Consider the following 18,216-nt stretch of genomic DNA (forward strand, 5'->3'; position numbering starts at 1 on the left):
GATACGTGGTTTCGACGGGCCACCGCCGTTTCTTGACGCTGCGTTCACGCGGCTGCCCGCCGGGGGTGCCGATACGGCGAGTAACGTTCCGAACGGACCAAGATCGGCGTACGAGGAGGCACGATGCTGACGACGACGGTGGACATCCCGACCAGCGACGGAGTGGCGGACGCGAGCCTGACCCGACCGGACGGCGACGGCCCGTTCCCGGCGGTGCTGCTCTTCATGGACGCCTTCGGGCCGCGCCCGCGCCTCGTCGAGATGGCCGAGCGGATCGCCGAACGGGGCTACCTGGTGCTGACGCCCCACCTGTTCTACCGGGCCGGCCGGGCACCCCTGTTCGACCTGTCCCGCCTCGGCGAGGCCGACCAGCGCGCCGCCCTCTTCGAGAAGATCATGCCGCTGGTCGGCGCGTTGACCCCCGACGTGATCAACCGGGACACCGCCGCGTTCCTCGACTTCCTTGCCGCCCGCGACGACGTCCGACCGGGCCCGGTCGCCATCACCGGTTACTGCATGGGCGGCACGAACGCGCTGCGGGCCATCGAGGCGCACCCGGACCGCATCGCCGCGGTGGCGAGCTTCCACGGAGGGCGGATCGTCACCGAGGCTCCGGACAGCCCGCACCTGGGCGTCGAGTCGATCACCGGCGAGGTGTACTTCGGGCACGCCGACGCCGACCAGTCGATGACGCCCGAGCAGATCGCCACGCTGGAGAAGGCGCTCGACGCCGCCGGGGTGCGCTACCGCTCCGAGGTGTACACCGGGGCGCACCACGGCTACACCATGGCCGACACCCCGGCGTACGACGAGCAGGCCACCGAGCGTCACTGGGCCGCCCTGTTCGACCTCCTGGACCGCACCCTGCCCGTCTGATAACGGTGGGAGCGCCGACCCGGTCAGCGGCGTAGCAGCACCGGGCCGGCGTCGATGCGGGTGCGGAACAGCGCGTACGGCTTGCGCCGCAGGTCCTTGCCCCGCTGGTACTGCGGTTGCCGGTGCAGTTGGTTGGCGGTGACGTAGAGGTACCCGTCGGTTGCCACCGACATGGTGTCCGGCCAGAGCAGTCGCGGGTCGTGCACCAGCGTCTCGTACTCGCCGTCGGGCAGTCGGCGCAGCACCGCGTTCTGCTCGTACGCGGTGAGGTAGAGCCGCCCGGCGTCGTCGCTCTCCAACCCGTCCGAGGCGCTTCCCCGGTCGCCCTCGTCGACCACGGTCTCGGCGACCGCCTCCTGGGTGACGCCCGGGTCGGCCAGCGCCTCGGTGGAGACGCTGTACCAGCGTCGGGACGCCAACGGGCAGTAGTAGAGCCGAGCGCCGTCGGCGGAGATGGCGATGCCGTCGGAGCCCATGCTCACCGGCTTCGGCGGACCGTCGGCCGGCCGTTCGAGGAAGGGCCGGCCCTCGACCACCGGGCGGAACGACGTCAGCGGCTCCGCCTTGGTGGACGGGTGGTCGTGCAGTCGCCGCCAGGAGGCCCCGCTGGCCAGGTCCACCACGATGATCCCGTTCGGCCCGGAGTTCGACGAGTCGGTGATGTACGCGACCCCCGACTCACCCCGCCGCAGGTCGAACCGGACGTCGTTGAGGTACGTCGTCGGCAGCGCCACGTCCGTCGGGAAGGTGATCACCTGGGCGACCGTGTCGGTGTCCAGGTCGATCCGGACCAGCTTCGGGCCGCCCGGCTTCGTGGGTTGGAACATCGGGCTGCCGGTGTCCAGTACCCAGAGCCGGTCGGCCGGGTCCACCACGATGCTCTGCACCGAGACGAACGCGCCAGCGTCGTCGTCACCGGACGGGTCGTTCCACGCCTGGTCGGGGTAGGGCATCTCCCGGCCGTCGCGCAGCTCGACGACGGTGGCCGGCACCTCGTCGCCCCACTTCGGGAAGTTGACGAAGATCCGGCCCCGGTGCGAGACGCTCACCCCTGTCGGCATCGGGCCGGTGAAGGTGTGCACCAGCTCCAGTTCGCCCACCGGCTCGTCGCCGACCGGCCCGTTCATGACGTCCGCTCCACGGTGCTCATCGGCTCGCTCCCTACCGGTCGGCTGTTACCGCGCTCCGGTGCGGTTGTTCCCGCCCTGGCGTCCGATATGCCTCCGGTCAGTCCACTGGCGCACCGGCCCGTGCGGCGGGCAGGCCGGGCACCGGGACGTCCACCGCGAGCAGCGCGCCGTCCTGCGGGCCCGCCGAGTCCAGCCCCACCCGGGCGGTGCCGATGAAGAGTCGGCGCAGGTCGGGGCCGCCCAGGCAGATGCCGGCCGGCTGCTTGGCCGGTAGCCGGATCTCCCGGTCGAGGGTGCCGTCGGGCCGGTAGCGGCGTACCGCGGAGCCGCCCCACAGCGCGATCCAGAGGTGGCCGGCCGCGTCGAGCGTCATGCCGTCCGGGCCGCCGTCGGCGGGGGACAGCCGCAGGAACGGCTCCCGCCCGTGCAGGGCCCCGGTGGCGGGGTCGACGGTGAACCTGTCGATCTCGCCGCGCGGGGTGTCGGCCAGGTACATGGTGGTGCCGGTCGCGTCGAACGCCGGCCCGTTCGGGATGGTCAGCCCGGTCACCGCGGGGACCGGCTCGGCGCCCGGGGTGAGGCGGAACAGCGTGCCCCCGCCGGGCACCATCGCGTACGTCATGCTGCCGGCCCAGAAGCGGCCGTGCGGGTCGGCGACGGCGTCGTTCATCCGGGTCGGCTCGGGCGCGTCGGCGACCAGTTCGGCGACCGGTCGGGGGTCGCCGGTGGCGGGTAGCACTGTGACGCCGGTGCCGGCGGCGGCCAGCCATTCGCCCGGTCGGTCGGCCACCGGGGCGACCGCGCTGAGCGGCACGTCGAGGCGGCGCAGTTCCCGCAGCGGGGTCGGGGCGTCGCCGTCGGTCTCCAACAGCCGCCCGGCCAGGAGGTCGACCAGGACCAGCCGGTCGTCTACCCAGCGCAGGCCCTCACCCAACTCCAGCCGGTCGGTGCTCCAGGCGGTCGGCTCGGTCAGCTCCATGGTGTTCCTCCAAAGGGGATCGTCAGCGGACCGTACCGCCGGGGCCGTGGTCGAGCAGCGCCAGCTCGGCCCGGTCGGGCAGACCCTCCCAGTCGCCCCGGGTGGCGACCGCGAACGCGCCGGTGGTGACGGCCCGGTCCAGTCGCCCCGACGCGTCGACGCCGTCGAGCCAGCCGGAGAGCAGCCCGGCGACGAAGGCGTCGCCCGCGCCGACGGTGTCCACCACCGGCACCGTCCGGGCTGGACGGTGGATCGTGTCGGTGGCGCTGTGGCTGGTCGCTCCACCGGCGCCGTGCTTGACCACGACCTCGGCGACGCCGGCCGAGAGTAGCGCCGCGGCCGGGTCGGCGGCGTCGGTCAGCACTGACAACTCGTCGTCGGAGGCGACCACCAGGTCGATCGAGGGCAGCAGCGGGCGCAGCGCGGCGGCGGCCTCGGAGACCGACCAGAGCCGGTTGCGGTGGTTGACGTCCAGGCAGATCGTGCTGCCGGCCGTACGGGCTCGCCGTACGGCCTCCACCACCGCCTGGTACGGCTCGACGCCGAGCGCGCAGGTGATGCCGGTGACGTGCAGCAGTCGGGGTGGTGGCCCGGGAGCGTCGAAGGCCCGGGTCACGTCGGCGGGGCCCAGCCGCGAGCCGGCCGACCCGGAGCGGTGGTAGGTGACCCGGTTGATGTCGGCGACCCGGTTCTCGAAGATGATCAGGCCGGTCGGGGCGGCCTCGTCGACCCGGGACCAGGTCAGGTCGACGCCTTCGGCGCGCAGCGTACGGCGGACCAGTTCGCCGGGCTCGTCGGCGCCGGTGACACCGACCCAGGTGGCCTGGTGGCCGAGTCGGGCCAGGCCGATCGCCACGTTCGACTCGGAGCCGGCGACGGAGATCCCGGCGGTGCCGCCCAGCCGCAGTGGGCCGGTGGTGCGGAACGCCGCCATCGTCTCGCCGAGCGTGAGCAGGTCGGTCATGGCCGGACCGCCGCGAGGAAGGCGGTGGCCCGCTCCCGCAAGGCTGTCGTGTCGCCGCCTCGGACGGCGTCGCCGAGCAGCGGGGAACCGACGCCGACAGCTGTCGCGCCTCGGTCGAGGTAGCGCCGCGCACCGTCCGCGTCGACCCCACCGACGGGCACGAACGCGGTGCCCGGGAACGGGTCGCGCAGGGCGCCGAGGTAGTCGGGCCCGCCGAGCGAGGCCGGGAAGAGCTTGATCGCGGTGGCCCCGCCGTCGACGGCCCGCACCACCTCGGTGGGGGTGAGGGCGCCGGCGAGCACCGGAAGCCCGAGCCGGCCGCCCTCGGCGAGGCTCGGTGCGATCGCCGGGGTGACCAGGAAGCCGGCACCCGCGTCGGCCGCCGCGCGGGCGTCCTCGGCGCTGAGCACGGTCCCGGCGCCCAGGGCGTAGTCGGGCCCGAGGGCGGCCCGGGCGCGGCGGATGATGCCGAGCGCGTCGGCGCTGGTCATCGAGACCTCGACCAGTGCGACGCCGCTCTCGGCCACTGTGAGCACGGCGGCCAGCGCGGCGGCCGGGTCCGGGCCGCGCACGATGGCCAACAGTCGATGGGTACGCAGCTCGTCGAGCAGGTTCATCACGTGTCCTCAGGGGATGCGGTGTGCGGAGATGGTGAGTCGCCAGGTGACCTCGCCGGTCGGTGGGACGACCGCCGCGTCGTCGGGGCCGGCGTCGGCGAGGTCGAAGGCCGCGCCGAGCATCGGTTCGATGCCGACGCTGCGGTAGGGGCCGTTCGCCGGCCAGCCGCCCAGGTTCCGCCAGAGCGCGGTGCTGCGGGGCTGACCCGCGCACTCCAGCTCCAGGGTCAGCCGGTCGGCTCCGTCGACCACCTGGACCCTGGCGCAGTCGAGCAGCACCGCGCCGAGCGCCGTCCCGTCGTCCGGCCCGAACATGTCCAGGGTCAGCCCGGCCACTGTCAGCCCGGCCGGGGCCGGCCACGGCCCTGTCAACCAGGGGTCGCCGCTGGGCCAGCTGCCCGGCGGCAGGAGCGCGGCGGCCTCCGGGTGAAGCCGGGTCGGGGTGCCGGCGGGCGCGTCGAGGCGGGCGCCGGGGGAGAGGTCGAGCAGGGCGTGCGCGGCCCAGACGAACCGGTACCCGGGGTCGGCGGCCAGCCGGTAGTCGGCCACCACCACGCCGCCGGAGTCGGTGATCCGGCGGGTGAGGGTGAACGTCGGGCGCTCGACGACCACGGTGCCGGGGCCGGCGCTGCGCCACGGCCGCGACCACACCTCGCCGTGGTCGGGCTCGCCGCGCACTGTGGGCAGGCACTCCTCCAGCCCGCCGGCGTCGACGAACGCGTCGTCGGGGCGTACCTCGTGCCGGCCGGGTTCCGGGCCACGCCACAGCCACTCGCGGCCACCACCGTGCAGGCTCGTCCACCGGCCGCCGTGCGCCGCGTCGTACGCCACCCGCAGCGCCACCGGCCGCGCGCCGGTCACCACTCGGCGAACGACCCGTCGGCGTGCTGCCAGACCGGGTTGCGCCAGGCGTGCGGGCTCTGGGCGGCCTTGCGGACCGCAGCCTCGTCGACGGTGATGCCCAACCCGGGCCGGTCGAAGCGGGCGATGTGCCCGTCCACGAACCGGAACGGCTCCGGGTCGACCAGGTAGTCCAGCAACTCCGAGCCGGCGTTGTAGTGGATGCCGATGCTCTGCTCCTGGATCAGGAAGTTCGGCGTCGCGAAGGCCACCTGGAGGCTGGCCGCCAGGGAGATCGGGCCGAGCGGGCAGTGCGGGGCGAGCAGCGCGCCGTACGTCTCGGCCAGCGCGGCGATCCGGCGGACCTCGGAGATCCCACCGGCGTGCGACAGGTCAGGCTGGACCACGGCGACCCCGGCCTGCAATGGGCCGAGGAACTCGGACCGCCCGTAGAGCCGTTCGCCGGTGGCCACCGGGATCGGCGTGCTGGCGACGATGTCGCGCAGGTGGTGAGCCTGATCCGGCAGGACCGGCTCCTCCACGAAGAACGGGCGCAGGGCGGCCAGCTCGGGCAGGATCCGGCGGACGGCGGCCATGCCGGCGCGACCGTGGAAGTCCACAGCGATGTCCCGGTCGGGGCCGAGCACCTCGCGGGCGGCGGCCACCCGGCCGATGACCGCGTCCACCTCGGCCGAGGTGGGGATCGGCGAGAGCCGCCCGCAGGCGTTCATCTTGACCCCGGTGAGGCCGGCGGCGACCTGCGCGGCGGCGGCGTCGGCGACCTCGTCGGGTTCGTCCCCGCCGATCCACGAGTAGATCCGCACCCGGTCACGCACCGGCCCACCGAGCAGCGCGTGCACCGGCGCGCCGTACGCCTGCCCGGCGATGTCCCAGAGCGCCTGGTCGAGGCCGGCGACAGCGCTGGAGAGGATCGGGCCACCCCGGTAGAAGCCGCCCTTGGTGAGCACCTGCCAGTGCTGCTCGATGCGCAGCGGGTCCGCGCCGATCAGATGTTCGGAGAGCACCTCGACAGCGCTGCGCACCACCTCGGCGCGGCCCTCGACCACCGGCTCACCCCACCCGACCAGCCCGTCGTCGGTCTCCACCCGGCAGAACAACCACCGTGGCGCGACCAGGAAGGTCTCGATCCGCTCGATCTTCACTGACTGCCCCTTCGTCCCCGTGCCTTCTCGACGTCGCGGACGGCCTTGTCCAGCAACTGACGCATCGCGGTCTCGGCCGCCGTCTCGTCCCGATCGCGCAGCGCGTCGACCACCGCGCGGTGGCTGGGTACCGGGTCGTCGTGCGGGCTGCCGCCGTGCACCAGCCGGTCCCGTTCGGCGAGCCCGGTCTCCATCACCACCTCCATCCGCTCCAGCAACTCGTTGTGGGTGGCGGTCAGCAACGCGCGGTGGAAGGCGAGGTCGGCGGCGATGGCGGCGGCGGGATCACCGTTGGCCTGGGCCATCTCGGCCAGTGCCCGGTCGAGGGCGGTCAGGTCGTCCTCGGTGGCCCGGGTGGCGGCCAGCCGTGCGGCGGCCGGCTCGATGATGGCGCGCACCTCGTGCAGTTGGTCGAGGAGCCGTTGGTCGGTGCCCTCGGCGAACTGCCAGCGGATCACGTCACCGTCGAGCAGGTTCCAGTCCGCACGGGGCCGGACGAAGGTGCCGCGCTTCTGCCGGGCGTCGACGATGCCCTTGGCCGAGAGGACCTTCAGCGCCTCGCGGAGCGCCGTGAGGCTGACGTCGAACTCCTCCTGCAACGCGACGATGTTCAGGGTCGCGCCGGCGGGGATCTCGCCGGTGAGGATGCGACGGGCGATCGCTTCGACGGTCTGCCCGTGGACGCCGCGGCGTGCGTACTGTGCCAATGCTCCTGGCCTTTTCGCTGGTCGGTATCGATCTCTCAGGCCGAGGCTTTCACCGCTGTCCAGCCACCGTCCACCACGAGGCTCGCGCCGGTGACGTAGGCGGCGTCCGGCGAGGCGAGGAAGGCGACAGTGGCGGCCACCTCGTCCGGTGTGCCGAAGCGCTTCGCGACCGTCTCCGCGATGCTGCGTTGGCGGTCCTCTTCGGACACCTCGGCCCAGGCGGCGGTGAGGATCGGCCCGGGCAGCACCGTGTTGACCCGGACCTGTGGGCCGTACTCCACGGCGAGTTGGCGGCCGAGCGCGATGAGGCCGCCCTTGGCTGCGGCGTACGCGGGCCGGCCGGGCAACCCGACCAGCGCGTGCACCGAGGAGATCAGCACCACCGCGCCCGAGCGTGCCCGCAGGTCGTCCAGGCAGGCGCGGACGCCGAGGAACGAGCCGGTGAGGCTGACGCCGAGTTGGTGGTCCCAGGACTGTCGGCTGGTCTCGTGGGCTGGTGCGACCCGCACGGCGTACGCGGTGCTGACCAGGATGTCGATCGGGCCGAGATGGTCCCGTACGGCGCTCACGGCGGTCGTCCAGTCGGCCTCGTCGCTGACATCGCCCACTACGGACAGTGCGCGGTCGCCTCGGGCGGTCAGTTCCTCGGCCAGCGGGGCCGAGTCGGCCACGTCGAACAGCGCAACCGCTGCTCCCTCGGCGGCGAGCCGCCGGGCGGTGGCCGCGCCGATCCCACCCATCGCACCGGTGACCAGCGCGTTCTTGCCTTCAAGCCGGCGCATAGGCTGATCCACCTGACCCTCGCCTTGCTCTCGTCTAATCATTAATTACGAAGATATCTTGACAGCCGGCGAGGGTCGATGCAACCTTCTGGTCACAGCATTCACATGGACGACACATCGCGCGGTGACGCTGAGTGTCGTAAAGGAAGGGATACCTCCGTGAGCGACTTCGACCCCGGTCGCCGGCGATTCCTTGGCCACCTTGGGCTCGCCGGCCTGGGCGCGCTCGGCGCCAGCTCGTTCCTCAGCGCGTGTGCCAGCTCCGCCAGCGGGCCGACGACGAGCAACGGCTCGGGTGCGGTCACCATCCAGTCCAACCTCTCCTCGCCGCAGGCCAAGGCGGCGATGGAAAAGCTGATCGAGACCTTCAACGCGCAGGGCAAGGGCACGGCGAGCCTCAACACGATCGCCTCGGAGACCTTCCGTACCCAGCTGCCGACCTACCTGACCTCGGCCAACCCGCCGGACCTCTACACCTGGTACGCGGGCTCGGTGGCCAACGACTACGCCAGCAAGAACCTGCTGCTGGACGTCTCCGAGGTGTGGAAGTCACTGGACGACTACCCCCAGTCGCTGCGCACCCTCTCCACCGACGCCAGCGGCAAGCAGATCTTCGTGCCGATGAACAACTACTGGTGGGGCTTCTTCTACCGCAAGTCCAACTTCGCCAAGTGGGGCGTGCAGGAGCCGAAGACCTGGACCGAGTTCCTGGCGCTCTGCGAGACGCTGAAGAGCAAGGGCGTCCCGCCGATCGGCATTGGCCTCGGCGACACCCCGTGGGTGGCCTCGGCCTGGTTCGACTACCTGAACATCCGGATCAACGGGGCGCCGTTCCACCGCGAGCTGCTCGCCGGCAAGCAGCGCTTCGACGACCCGAAGGTCAAGGCGGTCTTCACCCGCTGGCGCGAGGCCCTGCCCTACTTCGACCCCAAGGGCAAGGCGTACCCGTTCCAGGAGGCGACCACCGCGCTGCTGGCCGGCAAGACCGGCATGTTTCTGATCGGCACCTTCTTCGCCGACGCGGCACCCAAGGACGCGCTCGGCGACCTGGACTTCTTCCGGTTCCCGATCATCGACCCGTCGGTGCCGCTGGCCGAGGAGGCGCCGACCGACGGCTTCTTCGCCAGCGCGAAGACCGCCAACCCGACCGGCACCAAAGCCCTGCTCAGCTACCTGGCCGGGGTCGAGGCCCAGGAGGCGTACGTCAAGGCCAGCTCCGGCATCGTGCTGCCGGCCAACCCCAGGGCCAAGGCGTCGGACTCGCCGCTCGTGGTCAAGGGCAAGGCGATGCTGGACGAGGCCAAGGAGCTGACCCAGTTCTTCAACCGCGACTCCAGCGACGCGCTCCAGCCGACCGCGGACACCGCGCTGACCAAGTTCATCGACAAGCCGGACCAGATCGACGCGATCCTGCGGGAGTGGCAGGCCGGCGCCGAGAAGGTCTTCAAGGGCTGACGTGACAGCAACGATCTCCACGACTTCGGTCACCCCCACCCGGCGGCGGCGACGGTCGGCTCGACTGTCGCCGCTGCTGGTGGCGTTCGTCCTCGTGCCGTTCGCGGTCGAGAGCGTCTGGGTCTTCTGGCCGGCGATCCAGGGTTTCTGGTTCTCCCTCACCCGCTGGGACGGGATGACACCGCCGACCTTCGTCGGCACCGACAACTACGTCGAGCTGGCCGGCGACGCCACCTTCCGGGGTGCGCTGGTCAACACGGTGATCTGGCTGGTGCTCTTCGGCGGCCTCTCCGTGCTGGGCGGCTTCGGCATGGCGCTCGTCCTGCAGAAGGAACGGCGCTTTGTCGGCTTCTACCGGGCCGCGCTGTTCACCCCTGTGGTGTTCTCACTGGTGGTGACCGCGCTGGTCTGGCGGGTCTTCTACCAGCCCGACGGCATCGCCGACACGCTGCTGCGGGCCGTCGGCCTGGAGAGCCTGATCCGGCCCTGGCTCGCCGACCCGCAGACCGCCCTGTACGCGGTGATCCTGCCTGCACTGTGGCGGCAGATCGGGTACGTGATGGTGCTGTTCCTGGCCGGGTTGAAAGCGATCGACCCGGCGCTGCACGAGGCGGCCCGGATGGACGGCGCCAACGCCTGGCAGCGACTGCGGCACGTCACGATTCCCCAGCTCAAGGGGGTCAACGCCGTGGTGCTGTCGGTCATCGTGATCGACTCGCTGCGCTCGTTCGACATCGTCTGGTCGCTGACCAAGGGCGGGCCGTACCACTCGTCGGAGCTGCTCAGCACCTACATGTACTCGACAGCGTTCCAGAGCCTGCGGCTGGGTTACGCCTCGGCGATCGCTGTCGTGATCTTCGTGCTCGCGCTGGCAGTCATCCTCGGCTACCTGGTCCGCGCGTTCCGGGAGGAAGCGTCATGAACAAGCTCCGTACCGGGGCCTTCCACACCGGCATGATCCTGCTCTCGCTGCTCTGGCTGGGCCCGGTGCTCTGGGTGGTCGTGATGTCCACCCGGTCGTTCGACGACATCGCCGCGCACGGCGTGGGCAGCCTGCCCCGGTCGTTCACACTGGACACCTACCGGCAGGCGTGGACCGACGGCGGCGAACTGCGCGCGCTGATCAACAGCATGCTGGTCACCGTCCCGTCGGTGGCGCTGAGCCTGGGGCTCGCCGCGATGGCGGCGTTCGCGCTGAGTCGCTTCCGGATCCCCGGGCGGCGGACCATCCTGCTGCTGATGCTCGCCGGCAACCTGCTCCCACCGCAGATCCTGCTCATCCCGGTGGCCAAGTTCAGCGAGCTGACCGGCCTGTACGACACGCTCTGGGCGCTGATCGCGGTGCAGGTCGGCTTCGGGCTCGGCTTCTACACGTTCGTCCTGCACGGCTTCATGCGGGACCTGCCGGGCGAGATCCAGGAGGCGGCCACCATCGACGGCGCCGGCACCGCGCAGATCTTCACGAAGGTGATGCTGCCGCTGACCCGACCCGCGCTGGCCGCGCTCGGGGCGCTCTCCTTCACCTGGATCTTCAACGACCTGCTCTGGGCGATCACCGTGCTGCGTACCGATGACAACATGCCGGTCACCCCGGCGCTGCTCGCCCTCCAGGGCCAGTTCGTCTCGTCCTGGAACGTCATCGCCGCCGGCACTGTCATCGCGGCCGTCCCCACCGTCGCGGTGTTCCTCCGCTTCCAACGGCACTTCGTGTCCGGACTGGCACTCGGAGCGGTCAAGTGACCGCCGAGACCGGGCGGCGCTGGACGCTGCGGGGCACGCACACCGAGTACACGGTGACGGTGCCGGCGCACGGCCGCTGGCTGGAACTGGTCGCGTGGGGTCCGCACGGCGTCTCCGACGGGCCCTCGCCGGTCGCCTACGACGGCCCGGTCCCGTTCCTGACCGCCGGGGACGCCGCCCCCATCGAGTACGCCACCGACGCCGACCGCCCGTTCACCGGCGCCGACCTGGTGATCGAGACCTCGAACGGGCAACGCCGGGTGGGCTTCGTGCACACCGACGTACGGGTCGACGCCGACCAGCGGGAGTTGGCCGTCGAGTTCGCCGACCCGGTCACCGGGCTTCGCGCCACAGTGCACTACCGGGTGCCCGTCAGCACCGACGTGGTGCAGCGGTGGGTCGAGCTGACCAACGGCGGCAGCGACGCGCTGCGGGTGGTCCGGGCCGGATCGGGCGGGTTCTGTGTACCGACGCCGCACGGCGCGCTGCTCAGCCACCAGTGGGGGCAGTGGGAGCAGGAGTTCCAGCTCTCCCACGTCGAGCTGGGTCACGGCACGTTCAGCATCGGCAGCTCCCAGGGCGTACCCGGGCATCTGCACGTGCCCTGGCTGGCCGTGCGCGACGCCGCCGAGCCGGCCGGTCCCGCGTGGGGGATGGCACTGGCCTGGACCGGCTCGTGGGAGATCAGCGCCGAGCGGGACACCGGCGGCCTGACCCGGGTCCGGGTCGGCCGTCAGCTGGTCGACGGCCCGCTGGAGTTGGCCGCCGGCGAACGGCTGTCCCTGCCGGTCGCCACCGGGGCGTACAGCCCGGACGGCCTGGACGGGCTGGCCCGGGTCTGGCACACCCACCAGCGGTTGCTGGCCGGAGAGCGGCTCACCCCCCGCCCGGTGCTCTACAACTCCTGGGAGGCGACCTATTTCGCCGTCGAGGCGCAGAGTCAGCTCGCGCTCGCCCGGATCGCCGCCGAGCTGGGCGTGGAGACGTTCGTCGTGGACGACGGCTGGTTCGTGGGCCGCGACGACGACACCGCCGGGCTGGGCGACTGGACACCCGACCCGGCGAAGTTCCCGGCCGGGTTCGACACGTTCATCGCCGACGTCCGCGCCCTCGGGCTGAACTTCGGTCTCTGGGTCGAGCCGGAGTGCGTCAACCCGAAGTCCTCCCTGTACGCCGAGCACCCGGACTGGGTCTACTCCGTCGACGGCCGGCCGCTCACCCCGGTCCGTAACCAGTACCTGCTCGACCTGGGTCGGCCGGAGGTCGCCGAGTTCGTCCACTCCACAGTCGACGGTCTGCTGCACCGGTACGACATCGACTACCTGAAGTGGGACTTCAACCGGCCGCGTACCGAGCCGGGTCGACCCGGTGGGGTGAGCCCACTCGACCTGGACGGCGCGCACGTCGCCAACCTGCACCGCATCTACGAGCGGTTGCGCCGGGACCACCCCGGGGTGCTGATCGAGGCGTGCGCCGGCGGGGGCGCACGGACCGACCTGGCGATGGCCGCCCGGGCCGACGTCTTCTGGCCCAGCGACAACACCGGCCCACTGGACCGGCTGGCCATCCAGTACGGCTTCCTGCACGCCAACGCCCCGCACCTGCTCAGCTCCTGGGTCACCGACGCGCCCGGCCTGTTCGACAGCCGGCCCCGAACGCTGGCGTTCCGGTTCGTCCTGGCGATGGCCGGTGTGCTCGGCATCGGCGCTGACATCCGGGCGTGGACCCCCGCCGAGCGGGCCGAAGCGTCCGGCTGGATCGCCCGCTACAAGGAGATCCGGGACGTCGTCACGCGCGGCGAGGTGCACCTGATCGGTGGCCCCGACCAGGCCCGCTGCGCGGTGCAGTACACCGCGCCGGACGAGGACCGGGTGGTCGTCCTGGCCTGGCACACCGGCCGGCTCGACGGCGCCGGGCTGCTCCCGTCCCGCCCCGTTCGGTTGCCAGTGCGCGGCCTCGACCCGGCGGCCCGTTACTCCCACGGCGACCAGCACTACTCCGGCAGCCACCTCGCCAGCATCGGCCTGCCCGTGCAGTGGAGCGCGACCCACGACGCCGACCTCATCGTGCTGACCCGCGACTGAGATCGGAGCACCACCACCCCCACCCCCGAGGGACAGGAGTACCTCCATGCGCCTGAACCGACAGCTGACCGCCGCCCTGGCCGTGCTCGGCCTGGGCCTGGCCAGCCCGATGCCGGCGATGGCCGGCCCACCCCATGCCAACCCACCGCAGGCCGGCCACGGGCCCGGCCGCCCCGGTCACGCCCCGGCGGCCACCGGCGCCGAGGACCAGGGGGCGCCGACCTTCTTCAACAGCGGCCTCGCCCCGACGCCCTACCAGGGCTGGAACACCTACTTCGGCCTCGGTGGCGATCCCACCGAGGCCGAAGTACGGTCGGTCACCGACCACATGGTCAACAGTGGCCTGCGCGACGCCGGCTACACCTACGTCTGGATCGACGGCAACTGGGCCGCGCCCACGCCGCGCAACGAGGCCGGTCAGCTCGTCGCCGACCCTGCCCGCTTCCCCGGCGGAATGGCCGCGTTGGCCGCGTACATCCACAGCAAGGGGATGAAGGCCGGCATCTACACCGACGCCGGCCCGTACCTGCCGGGGCAGTGTGGGCTCGGCAGCAACGGCCACTACCGGGCCGACATCGCCCAGTTCGCCGGCTGGGGCTTCGACGCGCTGAAGGCAGACTGGCTCTGCGGCCGGGCCGCCGGCCTCGACCCGGAGGCCACCTTCCGGGAGCTGGCCGAGGCGGTACGCCAGTCGCCCCGGCCGATGCTGCTCAACATCTGCAACCCGGTCAGCTCGGACTGGGGCGGCGGCCCGTACCCTCCGGAGCAGCTCTCCACCTGGAGCTACACGTACGCGCCCACCATCGCCGACTCCTGGCGGACCTACACCGACGTGGGGCTCACCGACCCGACCCCGCAATGGGCGTACCCGTGGGTGCTGCGCAACATGGACGTCAACGCGTACCACCCGGCGGCCACTGGGCCGGGGCACTACAACGACCCGGACTACCTGCTGCCGATGCGTCCGCTGCCCGACGGCGGGTACGAGCTGAGCCTGGAGGAGTCCAAGACGCAGCTCGGCATGTGGGCCATCATGGCCGCGCCGCTGGTGATCGGCTCCGACCCGCGTGGCCTGCCGAAGGAGATGATCTCCGCGCTGACCAACCCGGAGATCATCGCGGTGGACCAGGACCCGCTGGTCCGGCAGGGCATCAAGGTCGCCGACACCGGCACCGACGCGCAGGTCTGGAGCAAGGTGCTCGCCGGCTCCGGCAAGCGGGCCATCGCACTGCTCAACCGGCACGACACCGCCCAGCAGATCACCGTGAACTTCGCCGACGTCGCCCTCGGCGGGTCGGTTCGGGTCCGTGACCTGTGGTCCCGCTCCGCAGTGGACGCCCAGCCGGGCACCCCCGGCGTACAGCCGTTCACCGGCTCGTACACCGTCGAAGTGCCGGCGCACGGGGTGGCAATGCTCGGACTGACCGGCACCGACCAGGTCGCCGGCGCCAACCTCGGCGGCACCGCCAGCGCCAGCCCGGCACTGGTCCGGGTGGACGACACCCACGCCACCGCCTTCGTCCGCGACGCTTCCGGTGCGCTGGCCGTCAACACCCGCTCCGGTACGACCTGGGGAAGCCGGTGGACCTCCCTCGGCGGCCCGGTCGGCGGCCGGATCCTCGGCCAGCCGGCGGCGTACGGCTCCGCCGACGGGCGGCTCGACGTCTTCGTCCGCGGCACCGACAACGCCGCCTGGCAGCGCAGTTACGTCTCCGGCAGATGGGGACCGTGGCGCAGCCTCGGCGGCACGCTGACCGACGCGCCCACCGTGGCCTGGACCAACCCGGCACAGTGGACCCTCGTCGCCCGCGGCGCCGACGGCAAGCTCTGGTCGCGTACGCCGAACGCCGGCTGGACCGGCGTCGGGGCACCCGAGAACCGGCCGTTCTACGGTCGGCCGAGCGCTGTCGTCGACGACGCCGGTGTGCTGCACGTGGCGGTCCGCAGCCGCACCGACGAGGTGTGGTGGAGCAGCCGGACCGGCACCACCTGGTCGGCCTGGACCAACCTGGGCGGCACCACCAGCGGCAGCCCGACCCTGCTCGCCACCTCCGGCCGGGTCTACCTGTTCGCGCTGGCCGCCGACAACCGCCTCTGGCAGCGCAACCTGGCCGACGGCGCGTGGGGCGGCTGGTTCCGACGCGGTGAGTTCGCCACCGACGCGTTCCGGGGTGCGCCCGGGGCCGCCGCCGGCGCCAACGGCAGCGCCTGGCTGGCGGTACGCGGCGTGGACGACCGGGTACACCAGATCGTCCTCTGATCCGCGGGTGGCGGGCCGCCGGCCAGATTGCGGCGGCGGCCCGCCACCCACCCAGCCTGGTTCAGGCCGGGACGAGGTCGCGGCATTGGCGCAGGGCGGCCCGGGCGAGGGGCGTGTCACGGCCGGCGATCCCGGCTTCCAGTTCGGCGACGGCCGCCGCGGCCCGCGCCGGTTCACCTTGCGCGGCTGCGGCCTCGGCCAGCACCAGCACCGCGTCGGCGGCCCACGCCAGGATGCCCTTTCCGCGTACCACAGACAGCGCCTCCGCCGCGTGTCGGACCGCCTCGTCCGGTCGCCCGGCCACCGTCAGTCGGGCCAGCGCCGAGAGTGCCTGCACCAGCGGCCAGATCGCGCCCACCCGCCGGGCGTCGGCGACCACCTCGCGCAGCGCCCGCTCGGCTGACTCCACCTCGTTGCGGCCTCTGTTGCCGCCGCCAAGCCCGGCGCATCCCTCGGTGCGGCTGACGGGGCTGTCGTATTCCCTGCCAGCTCGTTCGGCGGTGGCCGTGAGCGCCAGAACGGTCGCCAGTTCGACCCGCGCGTCCAGCAGGGTCACCGGCATCCGCTCGGCGCTGGCGACCAGCCGGCCGAGCCGTTCGGCGAGCCCGTCCAGCCGGCCGGCGGTCCGGTCCAGTGACAGTTGGGTCGCCTCCACCAGGGACGTCAGCCGCTCGTACCCGGTCTCGTCGACCAGCGCCCGACCGGCCGCCAGCAACGCTTCGGCCTGTTCCGGGTGGCCGGCGTGCAGCGCGCCCTGCGCCCAGTTCAGGCAGGCCCGCGCGTGCTCGCGGGGCCGGTCGGCCAACTCGGCCGACGCGCGTAGCTCGTTGATGATCGCCCAGGCAGCCGGGTCGCCCAGCTCCAGCAGCAGCGAGGCACGGGCGATGCGGACCGCGAGGTGCGCCGCCGGATCCCCGCTGGCCGCCGCGGCGCTCTCCGCCTCTGCACACCGGGCCAGGTGGTCGTCGACGTGCCGGCCGACGACGGTGTCGGGGGCCGCCAGCACCGCGAGCGCCGGAGCCTTGCGACGCGGCGCGCGCAGGTACGGCACCGCACGCTCGATCTCGGTGTACCCGCGCAACGCCTCGCCCTGCTGGCGCAGCATCCGCCCGAGCACCAGACCCAGCTCACCTCGGGCGCCCGGCGGCAGCCGTCGGTCGGCGAGCAGCCGTTCCAGGACCGGGATCGCCTCGGCCTGGCTGAGCCCGTCGATGGCCGACCGGCCCAGCTTGGCGGCGAGCCGAACCCGTACCGGTCGGGGCAGCTCGGCGATGTCCATCGTCTGGAGCAGGAAGCTGGCGGCGGTTGCGTCGTCGCCGCGTTCGGTGGCCAGGTCGGCGGCCGCCTCGGCGTTGCGGACGAAGTCGGCCCCGCTGCCGGCCCGACGGTAGTGGTGCGCGAGCTGGGCCACCGGCCTCGGCAGCACCTGCTCCAACACCCGTGCCACCCGCAGGTGCAGCCACTCGCGGCTCTCCCGGGGTACCAGGTCGTACACCACCTGTCGGGCCAGGTCGTGACGGAACCGCAGACCGTCACCGGCGTCGTGCAGCAGGCCCGCCCGGTGCGCGGCGGTCAACGCCGCGCCGATCGCCACCCGGTCCAGGCTGAGCACCGAGGCGAGGATGCGCTGGTCGGGTGCCATCCCCAGGACGGCCGCCGCCCCGAGAACCTCCCGGGTGGCCTCGTCGAGCGGGCGCAGCCGCCAGAGCAGCACGTCACGGAGGACGAACGGGACACTGTCGTCGGCCATCGGGTCGCCGCCCCGTTCGGCGAGCGTCCGCAGCACCTCCTCGACCACGAACGGGATGCCGGCGGTGCGGTCGAGCAGGGTGGCGGTCAGCTGCTGAGGCGGATCATCGAGGCGTAGGGTGCGGGCCGCCAACCGGCGTACGTCGTCGGCGTCCAGCGGGCTGAGGGGGATGCGTGTGACGCTCCATGGGGGAGTGCGCGCCAGGGCGTCGTGGATGGGCGTACTGCTCCCCGGCGCCGCCGTACGCGCGGTCAGCACCACGGCCAGCCCCTCCACCGGGTGGGTGCTCAGGTAACCGAGGAGTTCGCAGGTCGCCGGATCCGCCCAGTGCAGGTCCTCCAGCAGCAGCGTGGCGGGGCTCAACGCGGCGAGCACCGCCGCGACGGCGCGGAGCAGGCGATGTCGCTCGGCCGCCGGGTCGGTCAACGGGGGCGGCGCGTCCGGCAGTACGTCGGCCAGTTCGGGCAGCAGTGGCGCGAGGGCGCCGGCCACCGGGCTGAGCGGACCGAGTTGGTCGGCGCCACAGCGGATCGCGTCCAGCAGCACGCCGAGCGGGAAGGGCTCGGGCACGTCGTCACACTCGCCGATGAGGTGCCGCCCGGGAAGTTCGGCGAGCAACTCGGTGACGAGTCGACTCTTGCCGATCCCGGGCTCACCCTCCAGCAGGATCAGGCAGGGCGGGTTTGCGACGAGCCGGCGTAACTGTGCCAACTCCGCCGCCCGGCCGACGAACTCGACGGGCCCGCGCAGACGTTCGGGGCGGACGGGAGTGTGGCTCCCGCCGCCCCGTGTCCTGTCCTGGTCGCCGTCGATCACCGTGGGCCGAGCAGATCACCTCTGTCCGACGGGACGGTGAGCCGGCGGACCGG

At 72.6% G+C, this 18,216-nt stretch carries 15 protein-coding genes; 6 read left to right on the top strand and 9 right to left on the bottom strand.

What is annotated here, in order from left to right; all coding sequences use genetic code 11:
- The first annotated feature begins 123 nt into the window (after window positions 1–123).
- Complete coding sequence (locus IW249_RS12185) at window positions 124–876, top strand: dienelactone hydrolase family protein (protein ID WP_196920823.1); 753 nt, start codon at window positions 124–126, stop codon at window positions 874–876.
- Between the two features lie 23 nt (window positions 877–899).
- On the opposite strand, the gene IW249_RS12190 is transcribed toward IW249_RS12185, so the two are convergent.
- From IW249_RS12190 to IW249_RS12225, 8 genes are all read right to left on the bottom strand, one after another.
- Window positions 900–2,003 carry an L-dopachrome tautomerase-related protein gene (locus tag IW249_RS12190; RefSeq protein WP_196920824.1) on the bottom strand — a complete coding sequence of 368 codons (1,104 nt, stop codon included), beginning with the start codon at window positions 2,001–2,003 and terminating at the stop codon, window positions 900–902.
- Window positions 2,004–2,103: 100 nt separating this feature from the next.
- A complete protein-coding gene (locus IW249_RS12195; RefSeq protein WP_196920825.1) occupies window positions 2,104–2,985 on the bottom strand; it encodes an SMP-30/gluconolactonase/LRE family protein in 882 nt (293 codons plus the stop codon).
- Between the two features lie 22 nt (window positions 2,986–3,007).
- Window positions 3,008–3,949, bottom strand: coding sequence for a sugar kinase (locus IW249_RS12200; RefSeq protein WP_196920826.1), 942 nt, complete (start codon window positions 3,947–3,949; stop codon window positions 3,008–3,010).
- Window positions 3,946–4,566 (bottom strand): bifunctional 4-hydroxy-2-oxoglutarate aldolase/2-dehydro-3-deoxy-phosphogluconate aldolase, encoded by a 621-nt coding sequence (locus tag IW249_RS12205; RefSeq protein WP_196920827.1) that lies wholly within the window; start codon window positions 4,564–4,566, stop codon window positions 3,946–3,948. Before IW249_RS12205 ends, IW249_RS12200 begins: the two co-directional genes overlap by 4 nt.
- Window positions 4,567–4,575: 9 nt before the next feature.
- Window positions 4,576–5,430: a hypothetical protein gene (locus IW249_RS12210; protein ID WP_196920828.1), complete on the bottom strand. Its 855-nt coding sequence runs from the start codon at window positions 5,428–5,430 to the stop codon at window positions 4,576–4,578.
- A complete protein-coding gene (gene dgoD, locus IW249_RS12215) occupies window positions 5,424–6,569 on the bottom strand; it encodes a galactonate dehydratase (RefSeq protein ID WP_196920829.1) in 1,146 nt (381 codons plus the stop codon). Before dgoD ends, IW249_RS12210 begins: the two co-directional genes overlap by 7 nt.
- Window positions 6,566–7,276, bottom strand: a complete 711-nt coding sequence (locus IW249_RS12220; RefSeq protein WP_196920830.1) for a FadR/GntR family transcriptional regulator — start codon at window positions 7,274–7,276, stop codon at window positions 6,566–6,568. Before IW249_RS12220 ends, dgoD begins: the two co-directional genes overlap by 4 nt.
- A gap of 35 nt (window positions 7,277–7,311) precedes the next feature.
- On the bottom strand, window positions 7,312–8,058 hold the full coding sequence (locus IW249_RS12225; protein ID WP_196920831.1) for an SDR family NAD(P)-dependent oxidoreductase: 747 nt from the start codon (window positions 8,056–8,058) through the stop codon (window positions 7,312–7,314).
- A gap of 159 nt (window positions 8,059–8,217) precedes the next feature.
- Here IW249_RS12225 and IW249_RS12230 point away from each other — a divergent pair, with 159 nt between their 5' ends.
- From IW249_RS12230 to IW249_RS12250, 5 genes are read left to right on the top strand one after another with little or no spacing between them, the layout of a single operon-like run.
- Entirely contained in the window at window positions 8,218–9,513 is a 1,296-nt protein-coding gene (locus tag IW249_RS12230) for an ABC transporter substrate-binding protein (RefSeq protein ID WP_196920832.1), read from the top strand.
- A gap of 1 nt (window position 9,514) precedes the next feature.
- Window positions 9,515–10,435, top strand: coding sequence for a carbohydrate ABC transporter permease (locus IW249_RS12235; protein WP_196920833.1), 921 nt, complete (start codon window positions 9,515–9,517; stop codon window positions 10,433–10,435).
- On the top strand, window positions 10,432–11,253 hold the full coding sequence (locus IW249_RS12240) for a carbohydrate ABC transporter permease (RefSeq protein WP_196920834.1): 822 nt from the start codon (window positions 10,432–10,434) through the stop codon (window positions 11,251–11,253). Before IW249_RS12235 ends, IW249_RS12240 begins: the two co-directional genes overlap by 4 nt.
- Window positions 11,250–13,337 carry an alpha-galactosidase gene (locus IW249_RS12245; RefSeq protein ID WP_196920835.1) on the top strand — a complete coding sequence of 696 codons (2,088 nt, stop codon included), beginning with the start codon at window positions 11,250–11,252 and terminating at the stop codon, window positions 13,335–13,337. The genes IW249_RS12240 and IW249_RS12245 overlap by 4 nt, the downstream gene beginning before the upstream one ends.
- A gap of 46 nt (window positions 13,338–13,383) precedes the next feature.
- Window positions 13,384–15,597 (top strand): DUF8189 domain-containing protein, encoded by a 2,214-nt coding sequence (locus IW249_RS12250; RefSeq protein ID WP_196920836.1) that lies wholly within the window; start codon window positions 13,384–13,386, stop codon window positions 15,595–15,597.
- Window positions 15,598–15,658: 61 nt separating this feature from the next.
- Here the strand turns inward: IW249_RS12250 and IW249_RS12255 are convergent, their stop codons facing one another.
- Window positions 15,659–18,163, bottom strand: a complete 2,505-nt coding sequence (locus IW249_RS12255; RefSeq protein WP_196920837.1) for an ATP-binding protein — start codon at window positions 18,161–18,163, stop codon at window positions 15,659–15,661.
- Between the last annotated feature and the right edge of the window lie 53 nt (window positions 18,164–18,216).

This window comes from Micromonospora vinacea (genome assembly GCF_015751785.1).
In the GTDB taxonomy this organism is placed as follows: Bacteria; Actinomycetota; Actinomycetes; order Mycobacteriales; family Micromonosporaceae; genus Micromonospora; species Micromonospora vinacea.

Excerpts from the sequence above, each read along its gene's own strand:
- IW249_RS12185 (WP_196920823.1), top strand. The coding sequence starts at position 124 with ATGCTGACGACGACGGTGGACATCCCGACCAGCGACGGAGTGGCGGAC.
- IW249_RS12190 (WP_196920824.1), bottom strand. The coding sequence starts at position 2,003 with ATGAACGGGCCGGTCGGCGACGAGCCGGTGGGCGAACTGGAGCTGGTG.
- IW249_RS12195 (WP_196920825.1), bottom strand. The coding sequence starts at position 2,985 with ATGGAGCTGACCGAGCCGACCGCCTGGAGCACCGACCGGCTGGAGTTG.
- IW249_RS12200 (WP_196920826.1), bottom strand. The coding sequence starts at position 3,949 with ATGACCGACCTGCTCACGCTCGGCGAGACGATGGCGGCGTTCCGCACC.
- IW249_RS12205 (WP_196920827.1), bottom strand. The coding sequence starts at position 4,566 with ATGAACCTGCTCGACGAGCTGCGTACCCATCGACTGTTGGCCATCGTG.
- IW249_RS12225 (WP_196920831.1), bottom strand. The coding sequence starts at position 8,058 with ATGCGCCGGCTTGAAGGCAAGAACGCGCTGGTCACCGGTGCGATGGGT.
- IW249_RS12240 (WP_196920834.1), top strand. The coding sequence starts at position 10,432 with ATGAACAAGCTCCGTACCGGGGCCTTCCACACCGGCATGATCCTGCTC.
- IW249_RS12250 (WP_196920836.1), top strand. The coding sequence starts at position 13,384 with ATGCGCCTGAACCGACAGCTGACCGCCGCCCTGGCCGTGCTCGGCCTG.